This window comes from Spiroplasma turonicum, assembly GCF_001262715.1.
Classification (GTDB): domain Bacteria; phylum Bacillota_I; class Bacilli_A; order Mycoplasmatales; family Mycoplasmataceae; genus Spiroplasma_A; species Spiroplasma_A turonicum.
In genome coordinates this window covers 311,090-327,025 of record NZ_CP012328.1, presented here as the reverse complement: position 1 = coordinate 327,025, position 15,936 = coordinate 311,090, and the positions used below count along the sequence as shown (strand labels likewise).

At 24.1% G+C, this 15,936-nt stretch carries 13 protein-coding genes; 1 reads left to right on the top strand and 12 read right to left on the bottom strand.

The window, feature by feature from the left end:
* Window positions 1-8: 8 nt before the first annotated feature.
* The 3 genes from STURON_RS01595 to STURON_RS01585 all read right to left on the bottom strand — a co-directional run bounded on the left by STURON_RS01595 (window position 9) and on the right by STURON_RS01585 (window position 5,155).
* Window positions 9-1,730 carry a hypothetical protein gene (locus STURON_RS01595; protein WP_075048132.1) on the bottom strand — a complete coding sequence of 574 codons (1,722 nt, stop codon included), beginning with the start codon at window positions 1,728-1,730 and terminating at the stop codon, window positions 9-11.
* Window positions 1,731-2,096: 366 nt separating this feature from the next.
* On the bottom strand, window positions 2,097-4,403 hold the full coding sequence (locus STURON_RS01590) for a hypothetical protein (RefSeq protein ID WP_075048131.1): 2,307 nt from the start codon (window positions 4,401-4,403) through the stop codon (window positions 2,097-2,099).
* 29 nt (window positions 4,404-4,432) lie between these two features.
* Window positions 4,433-5,155 carry a hypothetical protein gene (locus tag STURON_RS01585; RefSeq protein WP_075048130.1) on the bottom strand — a complete coding sequence of 241 codons (723 nt, stop codon included), beginning with the start codon at window positions 5,153-5,155 and terminating at the stop codon, window positions 4,433-4,435.
* A gap of 94 nt (window positions 5,156-5,249) precedes the next feature.
* On the opposite strand from STURON_RS01585, the gene ispH reads away from it, so the two are divergent.
* Window positions 5,250-6,131, top strand: a complete 882-nt coding sequence (gene ispH, locus STURON_RS01580; protein WP_075048129.1) for a 4-hydroxy-3-methylbut-2-enyl diphosphate reductase — start codon at window positions 5,250-5,252, stop codon at window positions 6,129-6,131.
* On the opposite strand, the gene STURON_RS01575 is transcribed toward ispH, so the two are convergent.
* From STURON_RS01575 to STURON_RS01535, 9 genes are all read right to left on the bottom strand, one after another.
* The gene (locus STURON_RS01575) at window positions 6,128-6,913 is read right to left on the bottom strand and encodes a Nif3-like dinuclear metal center hexameric protein (protein ID WP_082236164.1); all 786 of its coding nucleotides are present in this window, start codon (window positions 6,911-6,913) and stop codon (window positions 6,128-6,130) included. The two genes, ispH and STURON_RS01575, sit on opposite strands and share 4 nt — an antisense overlap.
* A complete protein-coding gene (locus tag STURON_RS01570) occupies window positions 6,894-7,598 on the bottom strand; it encodes a tRNA (adenine(22)-N(1))-methyltransferase (protein WP_075048128.1) in 705 nt (234 codons plus the stop codon). The genes STURON_RS01575 and STURON_RS01570 overlap by 20 nt, the downstream gene beginning before the upstream one ends.
* An 18-nt stretch (window positions 7,599-7,616) precedes the next feature.
* Window positions 7,617-9,032: a sigma-70 family RNA polymerase sigma factor gene (locus STURON_RS01565; protein ID WP_418064586.1), complete on the bottom strand. Its 1,416-nt coding sequence runs from the start codon at window positions 9,030-9,032 to the stop codon at window positions 7,617-7,619.
* On the bottom strand, window positions 9,013-10,929 hold the full coding sequence (gene dnaG, locus STURON_RS01560; RefSeq protein ID WP_075048126.1) for a DNA primase: 1,917 nt from the start codon (window positions 10,927-10,929) through the stop codon (window positions 9,013-9,015). The genes STURON_RS01565 and dnaG overlap by 20 nt, the downstream gene beginning before the upstream one ends.
* 11 nt (window positions 10,930-10,940) lie before the next feature.
* Window positions 10,941-12,305 carry a glycine--tRNA ligase gene (locus tag STURON_RS01555; RefSeq protein WP_075048125.1) on the bottom strand — a complete coding sequence of 455 codons (1,365 nt, stop codon included), beginning with the start codon at window positions 12,303-12,305 and terminating at the stop codon, window positions 10,941-10,943.
* Window positions 12,306-12,409: 104 nt separating this feature from the next.
* Complete coding sequence (recO, locus tag STURON_RS01550) at window positions 12,410-13,183, bottom strand: DNA repair protein RecO (RefSeq protein WP_075048124.1); 774 nt, start codon at window positions 13,181-13,183, stop codon at window positions 12,410-12,412.
* An 11-nt stretch (window positions 13,184-13,194) separates the two neighbouring features.
* The gene (gene era / locus STURON_RS01545) at window positions 13,195-14,097 is read right to left on the bottom strand and encodes a GTPase Era (protein ID WP_075048123.1); all 903 of its coding nucleotides are present in this window, start codon (window positions 14,095-14,097) and stop codon (window positions 13,195-13,197) included.
* A 13-nt stretch (window positions 14,098-14,110) separates the two neighbouring features.
* A complete protein-coding gene (locus STURON_RS01540; RefSeq protein ID WP_075048122.1) occupies window positions 14,111-15,244 on the bottom strand; it encodes a hypothetical protein in 1,134 nt (377 codons plus the stop codon).
* Between the two features lie 9 nt (window positions 15,245-15,253).
* The gene (locus STURON_RS01535) at window positions 15,254-15,925 is read right to left on the bottom strand and encodes a hypothetical protein (protein WP_075048121.1); all 672 of its coding nucleotides are present in this window, start codon (window positions 15,923-15,925) and stop codon (window positions 15,254-15,256) included.
* Between the last annotated feature and the right edge of the window lie 11 nt (window positions 15,926-15,936).

The window sequence follows — 15,936 nt, the reverse complement described above, 5'->3', positions numbered from 1 at the left end:
TTAAATAGCTAATCTAAAATACTAATTTCTTTTAAGATATAACTTCTAAAGAAATAATCTAAATCATCATACTTAATAACATGAACATTCATACCTTCTACTTTTTTAGTAACGAAATATTTATTTTCTTCATCAGAAACAATTAAAAATTCAACTCTTAATATATCTTTAAAATTTAATTGTTTTTTGAATTTATTTCAATTTTTAGTGTATAACTCATATGGAGCAAATATATTTTTCTCACAAAATTCATTAAATCTGCTACCTAAATACACATCATTTGTAACTGAACTAAATAAGTTTTTATATGATTTCATACCAATGCATTTAATCAAGTATAAAACTTTATTTGATTTATTAATTATTGCAAAATCAAATGTACCTTCATAATTTAAGTCATTTTCTCTTTTTATAGGTTTTACTTTTAATTGAGTAATGTCATTAAATAAAAAATTAGGGTTTTTGAACTTTAAAGTTGTAAAAAAACTTTCTACAGTCTCTCTTAAAGAGTCATGAACGATTTGCTTTGATACAATTTCATCTTCAACATAAGTAAATAATTCTTGTTTTTGTAAGTTCAAAGACAAATTAATAAACTCTGGAAATGAATAAAAAGTTGTTTTATAATCTTTTATTTTATGTTTGAATATTAATTGTTTAAATTGTCCCAAATCTGGTTTTGTTTTAATTAAGTTTGCAAATGTTAAATCTTTATTCTGATGATAAATATGTTTATAAGTAATATCTTTAATCAAATTAACACCCTTATCAAAGTTAGTTGTATTTGAAAGTATATTAAATAAACTGTCAAAATACCTATTTTTTTCATAAGAATTAAAAAAACTAAAAGAACTTGATATTTTTTCGATTATGTTAATATAATCATTAAAACTGTATTCAACAATGTTTTTTTCATTTATTTTATTAATTACTGACTTATAGAAATTATTTCTTAATGACTCTATCTTATGAGCATTAAAATTATTTTTTATAGCTACATTTAGTGAATGATTTGAATTATCTATTATTTTGTTTACACCAATGGGTTCCAATACGTTAGATTGAAATATGTTAGAAATTGAATAGCCATCTTTTGTAGAAGATAAAGAACTACAATATTCATGAACATATATTGCTTTCTCAACAACACCATATATTCAAATCAAAATAAATAACGATTTAAAGAGTCTAATTTTTGAAACTGCAACATTAATGTAGTCATCTATTTGAGTTATATAATTTATATTATTGTTGTCATTAAAATCAATAAAATATTGAGATCATTTTAAAAGCGAATTTAAGAAGCAAAATAAACTTTCTTTATAAGATTTAATATCGTATTTATCATTTCCAAAATTAGGTATCTCTAATCTGTTTATATTCATATAATTTTCATTTTCATGTACTTGGTTATATAAACATGCTAAAATACGAGTCGCTGTTATTAATAAACTATTTATAAATGCTTTATTTTCTTGTAACTCTTCTTTTGATTCAGCTTTTCTAAAATGACCTTCACTAAAAATATTTTCAGAAAAATAGATATATTTATCCCTTATTTTTTTTAATAAAAAGTTTTTATAATCATATATTTTTTCTGATACTAAGATTAATGAATCAAAAACCTTTTCAAGGTCATTTTTATTTATATTAAATATAGTAAAATAAGAAAAACTCTCAGTTTTTAACAGATTATCTAACAATTCTTTAAAATTTTTACTTTTTGCCATAATTATACCTTATATAAATTGTATAAAAAAAAAGCAAATATAAAAATATTTTTAAAAAAATAAAAATATTTTTAAAAATATATTGAAATCTTTATTTTATTTTGATATATTAATTTTGTCCTTGTGGACACTATGGCAAATAAATAATGAAATCATCTCCCTTTACATCACTTTCAGAAGATGATACATTCATTTTTTTATACAATTTATAACATCCTTTCTTTCGACTAGACTAATTTGCAAGTTGCCATAGTTAGTAATTTAGTCTTTATTTATTACTCATTCATATATTTTTAATTATTAGCAAATCAACAATTTTAAAAAAATGCATAGCATAATAAAAAAACACGATAATCGTGTTTTTTTTTATTTTATATTATAATCAGGGTTTTTATGATTTAATTTAACATAATTATTTCAATATTCAGATAAAAAATTATTAGTTAAGTTTGATAATTTAGTAAACAATTTTATTGCACCAAAATATAATTCTGGTTTATTCAGAGGGTTTTCATTAACAAAGGATTTATTATAATTTTTTCCGTAAATATTTACATTAGTTTTATATAAATAAAGTACATCTTCTTGTCCATCAAATACCCCAGCAGTTCCATAATTATATAATCTAGAACTAAATGATGATGACTCATTATTATTATTTATATCTGTTAAGGCAAAACTTAATTCATTGTATTTTATTAGTTCTGCAAATGCATTATCATCATCTAAATTTTTAGAATCAGTTACTGGAGTTGAATTTCTAGACTTATCTAATGAAATACCAAAATTGTGGAAATTATTAGAATCAGCTAAAGTATTATATAAGTTTTCGGTTGTTTTTTTCATATAGACATCATTTAATAAATAAACCCTCCAATCATATGGATTAGAATTACTTGGTTCATCTAAACCAGTAATCTCTCCTAATAGTTTAGACATTTCTTCGAACAATACATTTTCATTTGCTTCATTAACATTTGATAAAAAACCTGAATTAAAAAAGGAGTTATAATAACCATTATTCTTATTAACTAATTCATTATATTTATCAAATAAAGAGTCTCCATTATCGCTAAATCTATCTTCAAAAAAAACACTTTTAAAATAAATATCTGTGTTGAATTGTTTATCAAGACTAGTATTTTTATCTGGATTAAATTTATAAAAATCTAATTCTTCTCCCCTAGGAACTTTTTCAGAATAATAAGTTGATATAAGTTTGTAAAAATTATCATAACCAAAATTTCTATAATCATCAACTGTTTTTAAATTTGATTCTAAACCTGGAATAGTTGGGTTTTCAGGTTCTCCTTCAGTTTCAAAATTAGCATTTGAAACTTCTTTATTATTTACCATAACTAGCATAGTTTTTGCAAAATCGATTTGACTTGAATTAGGATCGTAAATATTTCTTGATAACTCAATTGATTTTAATAAATTAGATTTGAACTGACTTATTTTACCTGAGTCAAGCCCTGGTTCTTTTGCATCAATACTCATGTTTGTTTTTGATTCTGATATAAAATTTTCAATAAAAGTTTTACTTTCAACATTACTTTGAACTCAAGAAGATTGCAGTATTGTGTTTAAAGTCTCATTTAAGTCTGAGAACAACTTTTTCATGTACTTGCTCGCAACATACATTTGTTCTTTGCTATAATGCTGACCATTTTCATTTACAAAGTTTCGTCTATCAAGTGCTTCACTAAATAATGTAGAATATATTTGGTTTCTGAAAATTATATTAATATCTTTAACAACAGATGATGAACTTAAATAAATTGGATTATTTTTTAAATAATCGTTTAGGTTTTTCTCGATTTTTTCTTGGCTTCTTTTTAATACATCATTACCAAAATCAAAATTCATTGGTAAGTTATTTATTAAATCCATGACACTTGGAGAATAGTTTACAAAACCTGGATTTAAACCATTATTAGCATACTCAAATACGTTTTTTAAACTTATTAAATTGCTTGATGAAGCATAACCATTATATATTGGTCCAATTGCACGCTTTGAATCAAATATAGGTTCAAGAGCATTTATCGAAGCTTCTCTTATTGCGTCAGGATTAGATTCTTCAGTGATGATATTACCATCTTTATCAGCTACAAGTCTTTTATTAATATTAATTCTTGCATATTGTGGGTTGCCTTCTCCTGTTCAACCTAGACCTTTTTCATCTAAAAAAGTAATAGATAAAGACCATCCATTGAATTGAAATCTTTGATCCATCCAACCACTGACATTATTTGCAATACCTCACTCTTTTTCTTGAAATAAATCTCTTAAAGATCATTGAGATTGCCAAGCAATTTTCGATGAAATTCATTCATAACCAGGAACCTTAGTTGATATTTCATTTAATAGTGAGTTCCCCATTATATAAACATTAATCAATTCGGGTGACAATCTAGAATACTCATCTTCGTCTAAAATTTTATCTAAATTTAATCTTGATATTAAAGTATTAATTTCACCTTCAGTTAGGGAGTTACCAACTTTTACTCCATTATTTGTTAATAATGATGAAGTTAAGTTTCTTATAGATAATATTTTCTCTTCTTCAGTATATTTGTTAAACAAAGTAGGTCGACTACACGCAATAACATTTGAAACTGAAAAACTAGCAACTGAAATGGAACTTAAAATAACAAGCAACTTTTTCATAATTTACCCCTTTTAAATATTCTAATACATTATTGTTTATTATTTTTTTTAGATTCCATTTTTTCAATTTTTTTAGCAAGTTTTTGTTCTTTTTTTGCAGCTCTTATTTCACTTCATTTTTCTAATAATATTGATATCTTTTTACCTATTCAAGAAAGAGCAATTAAAATATTTCATACAATCATTATAAATAAAAAAACCATCCCAATACCATAGTATAAAAATGCAGATATACCAGCAATTCTTTCTCCAAAATCATCTGAAAATGCTCCAAGAATTGCATTATACGCTTGATTGGGTAACAATCCACCATTATTAATGTATGTTAAAGAACCACATAATAATGTAAACACTAAAGCTATTCCACTAAAGTGAATATAATTAGTTCAAAACTTATATTTTTCAGTTGGAACGTTTATAAACTTATCACTTAATTTTTCATTTATTAATCAATTAGTAAAAATAAAATATAAAAAAGGAATTATTGCAACAGATGGGATAGTACCAATTACAGTTGAAGCAAATATAAAACCTTGTGCTGAGTTTGGTTCATTTCTACTATCTACTAATAATGAATGAAAACCTCGTATTCAATAATAAAATCCACTATTTATATGATCAACAACAGAAGAGAAAATCAGCATTATCATTTGAAATAAAAATAATGTAAATAATGTAAATATTAATCAAAACATTTTATATTTCCTCTTATAAGGTTTTAGTTTGATTAAAAAATTAGATATTTTTTTCATAACTCCTCCAATAATATTATTTTAAATTAATTTTTCTTTTTAATTTATATATTAATAAATTAATTATAAAATATAATGGTTTAAAGAGGTATTTATGAAAGTGATAAAAGTTACGCCTAGAGGTTTCTGTCTAGGAGTTGTGAAATCTATAAAAATGGCTAAGCAAGCAATTAAAGATTATCCAAATAAAGAAATATATATGATAGGTTTATTAGTTCATAACAAAATGGTTGTTAACGATCTACAAAATAGTGGAATAATTGTTATTGATGATTGAAAGCGGTCAAGACTTGATATAGTTAAAGAAATTCCCAAAAATAGTGTTGTAATTTTTTCTGCACATGGTACTGATCGAAAAATTATTGAATATGCAGCACAAAATAATCTTATTATAATAGACACAAAGTGTGAATGAGTACTTGAAACCGAAAACTTAATTTATGATTATTTAAATTTAGGATATGAAATTATATTTATTGGAAAACATAATCACCCTGAAACTATAGCTTTAACTTCAATAAATAATGATAAAATTCATTTAGTTACTTGCATTGAAGAAGTTGAAAACTTGAAACTAAATAGTGATTTAGATATATTTGTTACAAATCAAACAACTTTATCTATTATCGATACTGATGTTATTTATAAAAAGATTAAAGAAAAATATAAAAATTCAAAGTTTAAAAATGATATATGTGATGCAACATTAGTAAGGCAAAAAGCAGTTTTAGATTTAAACCCATTAGAAATTGATTTACTTTATGTAGTTGGTGATGAAAGAAGCAACAACACTTTAAAATTAGTTGAATTAGCAGAAAATAAAGGAATAAAATCTATAAGAATAAATAGCAAGGAAGATATTAAATTGAGCGAAATAAAAGGTGTTGACACAGTTGCTGTAACAGCAGGTGCATCAACACCAAGTATAATTCAAAATGAAGTTATAAAATTTTTAGAAAGTATTGAAGATAATTAAATTCTTTTAAACTGATTTTTTATGTCATAAGTTAAAACTTTTAGGTCTTCAAAAGTTTTTAAAAGCTTATTTTGAATATCCTCAATAAAATAATTCTCCATATAATGACCTAATGTTAGCATACTAACGTTATTTTGATTTGCATAAAGTCATTCATGTCATTTAGCCTCACCAGTAACAAAAAATATATCTTTTAAATTAAGTTCCTCTAAGAGACTTCCACAAGCTCCTGTAGCAATATAGAATTTATTAAAATCTTTTTCTAAATCCATAGATTGTGTAACCAAAACATTAGCACTACCGAAAATAAAACTTAATTTCTCAATAATTTCCTTTGATTGAAGTTCTCTAATTAACTCAATTTCAAAATATTTAGTTGTTTCACCTATAATAGAATCTTTTTTTATATTAAATTGAGTTTCTAACAATGAAACTAAACCTTGATTTTCACTATTATCGTAATTAGTATGTATTGAAAATATTTGTATTTCTTCTTTAACTAATAAATCATACATTTCTTTTTTGTTTTTTAATTCTTCTTCTAAATCTTTGAAAATAAATGGGTGCCTACTAATAATTAAATTAGCATTATTTTTTAAAGCATATTGTATAACGTCCATTGTTACATCTAAACAGATAACAATACCACTAATTTCATCTTGACTTTTTTGACTATAAACCTCTTCAATTTGAAAACCTGCTTTATCTCACTCAGCTTCCAAATATTTAGGAAATAAATCATTTATATAATTTATAACCACATTAGTTTTTAGTTTTGTCATTATTCTTTATCCCCTTTTTTAGTATTGAACTAATTATTCTTTTTGTCTTAACAAAATCTTTAAAGTTTTTATCAGTTTTAGGTATTTTATTAATTATTTTCATAATATTTTGTTCTTCTAACATTAATTTTTGGATAAATATCTTATCATTAGTTTTTCTTAATATTGGTCCAAACAAAATATCTTTTTTATTTTTGACTTTAGTTCCTGCATATTTATTAACTTTTATAATTTCATAAAATATATCATTATCAATAACAAACATTTCTTTTTCAATAAAATATTTCTGTTTTTTTGTTCATTCTCTTAATTTAGTTAAGCTATTAGTAGAACAAAAAATAAAAGAGTCAATATTTTTGTTGTCAAATTTTAAAATATTCTGCATTGTATTACTGCCAACGCCCGAAATAATACAAACATCGATTGAAATATTCAAATTAGATGTTCATTTTATACCATCTTCTAATAATAACTCTATTTTATCTTCTACACCAAAAGATCTAATATTATCCTTAGCAACAGTCAACGGACCATTGGCAATATCAGTTGCAAATATTTTTTTTGCTTTTCTATCCTTGGCTAAATAAATTGGTAAATAAGCATGATCTGTTCCAATATCTGCTACAATATCATCATCATTAATTAATTTTGCTAATGCAAACAATCTAGGTGTTAAAAAACTCATAAATTATTCCTTATTCTATTATCCTTTAAAAAAATCTTTAAGAACTTTTGCTTTTTGATTAGAAGCTGTTGGTCTAAATTTTCTTATTGTTTTAGCTTCAATTTGTCTAATTCTTTCACGAGTTACTTTTAATTCTTTGCCAACTTCTTCTAAAGTTTTTGGTGAGTCATATTTTGATAAATGAAATTGTATTAAAGAGTTTCTAAATTTTTGAATTTTTTCTATTGGAGTATCATAATGAATATCCAAATTATTTATTTCATTTATTAATTCATCATATGTTTCATCTTCACATTCTTTTGCAAGTCTAATTAATGTTCTCAACTTAGTTGGTAAAATACCAAATCTCATTCTAACAACTTTTTCTTCTCTTGGAGCTAATATTTCTGCAAAAACATCATCCATAACTTCACGCAAGGCTTCTTTTTCTGCATATTCATCTGGGGATGAAATATCTTTATCTTCAACAAAATCCCCAAAATGAGTATCATCTTCATCACCAAATGGTTTCTCTAGACTAATTGGTTCAATAGATAGTTTTTTAATTTCAATAACTTTTTGAGAAGTTATGCCTTTACCAAATACTTTTGCAATTTCTTTTGGTGTTGGTTCTCTTCCTAATTCTTGAGTTAATTGTCTTTCAATTCTTGTTAATTTATTAATTGTTTCAACCATATGAACTGGAATACGTATAGTTCTGGCTTGATCTGCAATCGCTCTAGTTATTGCTTGTCTAATTCATCAAGTTGCATAAGTAGAAAATTTAAAACCTTTTTTATAATCAAATTTATCAACTGCTTTCATTAGGCCTATGTTTCCCTCTTCTATTAAGTCAGCAAAATCTAATCCTCTATTAAGGTGTTTTCTAGCAACTGAGATAACAAGTTTTAAATTTGATGTTATAAGCTTATCCCTTCCTTCTTTTACTTCATCAGGATCTTCTGATTCTAACATTTTTGCAAATTCCACCTCTTCATCTTTGCTTAATATTTTTGAAGAACCTATTTGGTTAAAATAAGATTTAATTATGTCTTGAATTTTTGTTTCGTTACTTATCCCACCAACTCTATATTTAACTGGACCATTATTTAAATTTGCTTGTTTTAAATTTTTTCTCTCTGTATCTCTAAATTTAAAACCATCTTCTAAATCATTTAAATTCTCAGAACTATTTACATCAATTGCATCTTCTAATTCATCTTCATCAACTATTTCATCAGTGAAGACAACTTCTTTTTCTGCTAATTCTTGAAATAATTGCGCAATTTCTTCTTCATCAATATCTTCAAAACTTTTGCTTAATATTTCTTGAATTTCTTCTTGTGCTATTTCATTATCATTTTTATCTAAATAATTATATAATGAGTCTTTGAATTCTTGGAAACTGCTGTATTTTTTATTATTTAATCCCATTTTATTTTCTCCTTTTTTGATAAATAATATTACGTCTTTCTCTTAAATTTTCTATTATATTTAAACAACTTTTTTGTAAATCTAAGTTTTTAGATGTTTCAAGTGTTTTTGAATATTCATCGATTTCTAGTTGAATTTTGTAAAGTTCAATAACATCAAAACAATCATTAATACCTTTTAAGGTTAATGAACTTTTCATTAAAGTAAAACATTGATTATGGATTTCATAGATTTTTTCTCAATACTTTTTACCTTTTGTTTTAATTTTTTTTGCTATTTCTTCTCAATCATTACCTAAGTAATTTTTATTTTTATAATTGTTTATAATATACTCAATAATAATTTTTGTTTCTGGTTCATGAAGCTTATTTATGTTATTTTCAATTTCATTAAGGTATTCATCACTACATAATAAATCTCAAATAATTTTATTTTCAGCATGATTTTTAGATATTTCTAAATATTTTAAATTATTCTCATAACCAGTAATTTTACTTATATCTTTATCGATTGTTAAGTCATTATTATTAAATGTTTCTTCTAAATTTATAAAATAATCAGCATTATTATCATCTATATTATTTGATATTGCAGTATTATATGAATTATTCTGAACTATATTATTATTATTATTTTTATTTTCAAATAATTCTTTAAACAATACATCCTTAGCGATTTTTGTTACATCAGAAAGTTTTAATAATGCATTTTCAATTATTAAAGAGTTATTTTCATATTTTAGAACTTCTAAAATTTTATTAACGTAATCTCTTAAACTAATTGAGTCTGATATATTTAAATCTTTTTTGTAAATATCAATAAAATAATCAATAGGATGTTTAGCATTTTTTATAATCTTATCAATATAATTAATTTTATTATCTCTTACTAATTCATCAGGATCTTTTAGAGATTCATTATTAACTATAGATAAATTTATTTTCTTAGAAAGTAATTTTTGTGATATTTTATATGCTGCATTAATACCTGCATTGTCATTATCTAAAAACAATTTAAAATTATTTGTAGTTGATGATATAAGTTTTATATGATAATCTGAAAGTGCTGTACCCATAATTGCAATACTATTATTAATGCCAATTCTTTCAAGACTTATAACATCCATAAAACCTTCCAAAATGATGACTTCATTTTTAACCTTAATACCTTTTTTAGCGTTATTAAAATTATAAGCTAAGTTAGATTTCTTAAAAACTTCATTTTCTTTACTATTTTTGTATTTTGGCTTATCAATATCATTTATTGATCTCCCTGAAAAACCAATAACATTGTCATTTTCATCAAATATAGGAAATACAATTCTATTTTCAAAAAATGAAATATTCTTAACACCTATTTGAAAAATTACATCAGATTTTTTAATTATTTGTTCATCAAATCCCTCATTTAATAAAAACTCATATATGTTTACTTCTTTTGGGCAAAAACCTATTTTAAATTTTGTAATTTCTGAGCTAGTTATTTTTCTTTTTTCTAGGTAACTTTGAGCTTCTTTTGCATAATTTGAAACTAATAAACCATTAAATAAATTTGCTAACTTTAAATTAATCTGGAATAGTTTTTCTTCTACACTATTAAATTTCTTCTTAGGTTCAAAATCTTTTAAACCATCGATTTTTATTTTATACTTTTTAGATAAAATTAATAATGCTTGAAAAAAACTTAAATTATTAAAATCTTGTATGAATGTTATAACATTACCACCAGAACCACAAACGAAACATTTAAATATATTTTTATCTGGAGAAACATTTAGTGATGGATCAGAATCATCATGAAATGGACAAACAGCAACATAATTTCTACCCCTTTTTTGTAAATCAATATAATCTGAAATATCATCAACTATATTAGATGCTTTTAAGACCATATCTATTTGTTCTTGTTTAATTGTCAAAATAATCCCCTTTAGTTATTTGTTAAATAATTTGATAAATCATTAATATTAACACGTTTTTGCTCCATTGAATCACGATCTCTAACTGTTACACAATTATCTTTTTCAGTTTCAAAATCAACTGTTAAACAATAAGGTGTACCTATTGCATCTTGACGTCTATATCTTTTACCTATATTACCTGACTCATCATAAGTTGCATCAAAATTTAATAATAATTTCTCATATAATTTTACTGATAATTCAGACTGTTGTTTTTGTAAAGGAAGGACTGCTATTTGATATGGTGCAAGTTTTTTAGGCAACTTTAGTATTATTCTTGATTCTCCATTGGGAAGTTTTTCCTCACAATAAGAGTCACATAATAATGCTAACAATAAACGCTCAACTCCAACACTAGGTTCGATTACATGTGGAATAAATTTAATACCGCTTTCTTGATCAAGATAAGACAAATCTTCACCACTAAACTTTTGGTGTTGAGATAAATCATAGTCAGACCTATGTGCTATTCCTCAAAGTTCACCTCTTCCAAATGGAAATTCATACTCTATATCAACTGTTTTATTTGAGTAATGTGATAGTTCTTCTTTATCATGTTCTCTTACAATAAAATTATCTTTTTTAATATTTAATTCGTTTAGAATAAAATCTTGAACTTTTTTTAATCAATAATCGAATCAATTATTGGTATCATTTGGAGAAAAAAAGAATTCTAGCTCCATTTGTTCAAACTCTCTTGTTCTAAAAATAAAGTTACCTGGGGTTATTTCGTTTCTAAAAGATTTACCTATTTGTCCAATTCCAAAAGGTAATTTCTTTCTTAACGCTCTTTGAGTATTCTTATATTGAACAAATATACCTTGGGCTGTCTCTGGTCGTAAGTAGACCTTTGCTGAATCGTCTTCAATCGGCCCTTGAAAAGTTTTAAACATTAAATCAAATTGTCTTATATTTGTAAAATCGAAACTTTTACATTTAGGACAGCTTATTTTATTTTCTTTTATAAAACTTTCCAATTCATCATAATTTAAATTTCCAGCATTAATATCAACATATAATTCTTCTACAAGTTTATCTGCTCTAAATCTTGACTTACAACTTTTGCAATCAATTAAAGGATCATTGAAATTTCCTAAATGTCCTGAAGCGATTCATACTTTTGGGTTTAAAATAATTGAAGTATCTATACCAACATTTAATTTATTTCTTTTAACAAAATAATTTCATCAGCATGATTTTAACTTATTTTTTAATTCAGAACCTAATGGACCATAATCTCAGGAATTTGCTAAACCTCCATAAATTTCTGAACCCTGAAAAACAAATCCTTGAGTTTTTAAATGGTTTATAATTTTATCAAAAGCTATTTTCATTATTATCTCCTACACAAAAAAATGCAAACTATGTTTGCATTATACTAAGTTCATAAATAATTAAACAGTTTATTTTAATAGTTGTCAACACTTTTTAAGTGTTATTACTTATACAAGTCTGCAACTTCTTTTGTATATGTTAAGGGTGCAAAATTTTTTAATAAATATATAGGACCTAAATTGAAACCCAATATATTTTCATAAAATTCTATCAAAATACTATGTGTTATCAATAGATCATTATTATTAAATCTATGTTTTAAAATTTCCTCTAATTTGAATTCATTAATAATTCTTAAAGTTTCAAGAAAAGAGTATGGTTGAATAGTTTCATTTCTTGTTATACACCTTTTACATATAATTGTATTTTTTACGTAATCAAATCTAACAATTTTATCTGAATTTCCACATCTTTCACAATGTTTTAAATTAAATTTATAAGGGGTTAATTTTAATACCTTAAATAAAAATATTATGTAATTTAAAAAAACATTATTTGAGTTTTTCATATTTAATAAAATATTTTCTGCAATATTATAAATATCTTTATTTTTATTAGATATTTCATTTATTTGACTTAAAACTTTAATAATAATAGTTGCAAATATATAAGTTGTGTAACTAGTTGCTATATTTAATAAATCATGAATCAATATTCCCGTCTTTAACTTACTTAGCTTGTCAATTGTACGTGACTTGAAAATTTCAAACTCACTAATATTAAATAATTGAACAGAATACTTATTTTTAGAGTTAGATTTATTAACACCAGGTGCATAAAAAGCTAGTTTTCCAAATTCTTCCGAAAAAATAGTTACTACCTTTGCATAATCTTCAAAGTCCACTAAATCAATAACAATACCCTTTGTGCTTTTCATATTAATTAATTTTAATAAGTATCCTTATCATAACCAAGTTGTTTTATTAATGAAGGCGAACTTCTTCAACCTTCTTTAACTTTAACAAATAATTCTAAATAAACTTGTTTATTGAACAAGATTTCTAGTTTTTTTCTTGATTCTATTCCAATATTTTTAATCATAATACCCTTATTACCAATAATAATTGGTTTTTGTGACTTTCTTTCACAATAAATGGTCGCTAATATTTTTAAAATATTTGGTTTATCTTCAATTTTATCTACCAAAATAGCTATTGAATATGGAACCTCCTGATCGGTTTGTAATAATAATTCTTCTCTAATAAGTTCTCTTACCAAAAACCTCTCAGGTTGATCTGTAACATCATTATCAGGATAGTATTTTATTCCTGTATTTGGTAAAAAGTTTTTGATCTTTAGTAATAAATTATTAACAGATTCAATAACTAAGCTTGATATACAAATAATTTCCTTAAAATTAAAACCTATTTCTTTTCACTCTCTTATTTTATTTTCTAATTCTATTTTGGTAACCAAATCAATTTTTGAAATAATTAAAAAAACTGGCGCTTCAACTTTTGCAAGATTTTTTAAAACAAATTTATCATTATCTCCAATTTTTTCATTAGAAGGAGCCATAAAAATTACAACATCAACTCCTTTAACTGAAGATAATGCTACTTTATTCATAAACTTTCCTAGCTCATGTTTTGGTGTATGTACTCCTGGTGTATCTAAAAAAACCATTTGGTATTCATCATTTGTTAAAATCCCATTTATTCTATTTCTTGTTGTTTGTGCTTTATTTGTAACTATAGAAATTTTTTGTCCTAATATGGTATTTAATAATGTAGATTTACCGACATTTGGTCTTCCTATTATACTAACAAACCCTGATCTTAAATTTGACAAATTATTTTCTCCTTTATATTGTGTCTTCACTTTCTTTTATTTTTTGGTCTTCTAAAAAGTTTTCAAAATCTTCTTCATTTTCAAATAAATTCATTGTAACTGCTTTAATTTCACTCCCGCCTTTTATTGATCAAGTATAATAAATTGCTGATCTTAAACTTGTTATAAAAGGTATAAATAAAATTAAATATAAATACTTATAATGTTGGCCATCTTGCCATGCTACATTTTCAATTATATATAAACCATAAGTAAATAAACCAAATAAAAGTATAAAGTTAAATCAATAAAAAATTACACTATAAATGTTGTAAGGAATTACATATGATGAAATAAATACAAAATATCCAAATACTAAAATTAAATACTTCATTACAAGAAAATCTGTTGTTATAAACGAATCAAATATTTGAAATATACTAGCAGTTAATATACAAAACCAACCTGTCAAAATCATCAATATTCTTGCTTTAATTTCACCAGGGCTTACTCAAGTCTTAAATATAAATGCATTTTCTCTATCTTCAGTTTTTCTATATCTATCTATTCTTATTCATTCTCTATTTCACATATTTATATCAGTGAAAATTGATTTAAGAGGAGCAAAAGAAAATATACCAATCAAAATTGCCAAAATTCAAATTCACTGCGTACTAAATGTGGTTAAGAAATCAGCAAAACTACCAAATTTATGAATTAATCCAGCTCAATCAAAAATAAAAATTAAACTAGCATAAAACAATAATTCTAATATATATAAAGCATTAAAAATGGTTGTAAAAATAGTAGTCGACTTTCCAATGGTTAAGTTTAACATAACTATAATAACAGACGATAACAAAACTAAGTGATAAATTTGAATTGCTGCTAATAAATTTAATAAGTTCAATTGATCTTCATAAAGTCATGAATCACTGCTGTTTTCTGTGATAGAAACATTTAATTGTTTTTTAGCAATGTAAGAAGCATATACAAAAAATAAGAATCATAAAAACTGTATTGGTATCGAGAAAGTTGCTTTGCAAACACATTTAAGTCGAGCGATATAATCAGTTTCAGATACCATATTAACATGTTTTGATTTTAAAAATCTAACTGTATATGCATTACCTAATCTGCTATTAATTAATCAGTTTGTTTTTTTCATTTTACCCTCTTACTTAAATATCATATTTATAAATATGAATAAATATCCTAATGATAATGTACCTATTGAAATAAAATAGATAATTTTGTAGTCTTTTCAAACCTTTTCTTTTTTCACTAAGTTTATTTGTCTTACATCATCATTAACAACTTTTTTCACTTTATAATATTCAAAATATTTTATTAGTGCACTTATTAATGTGGTTAGAAAAAATAATATAAATGTAGAAACTTTACCACTACTTGAGTTTAATTCTTTTACATTAAATAATCATCATAAACCATCTAAGTACACCCCTCCTAACACAACACCTATAAAAATTGCTCATATAAGGAAGTGTAATCAGGCTTTAGATAATATATTCTTCTTTATATATTGTTTAGCGTAATATTCATTAAAAAATCAGACAACTTCTCGTGAATTATATTCCATAGCACCCCTAAAAATTGTTGATGCGTAATCTAAATCTTTGTACAATCTTTTTTTATTTATACCTGTAACTTTAGATAATCTTAAGTCAGTTTTTAACTTTTCAAATAATTTTTCACCATCTAATTTTGTATGTAATCTACCATTTAATACCCTTCCTTGAACAATGCAAAAATATAATGGTGTAAATACAATAAAAAATAATCCCAAAGCTGATAACGAATCTATAACAATTGTTTGTAAGCTTACCATATTAACTCCTA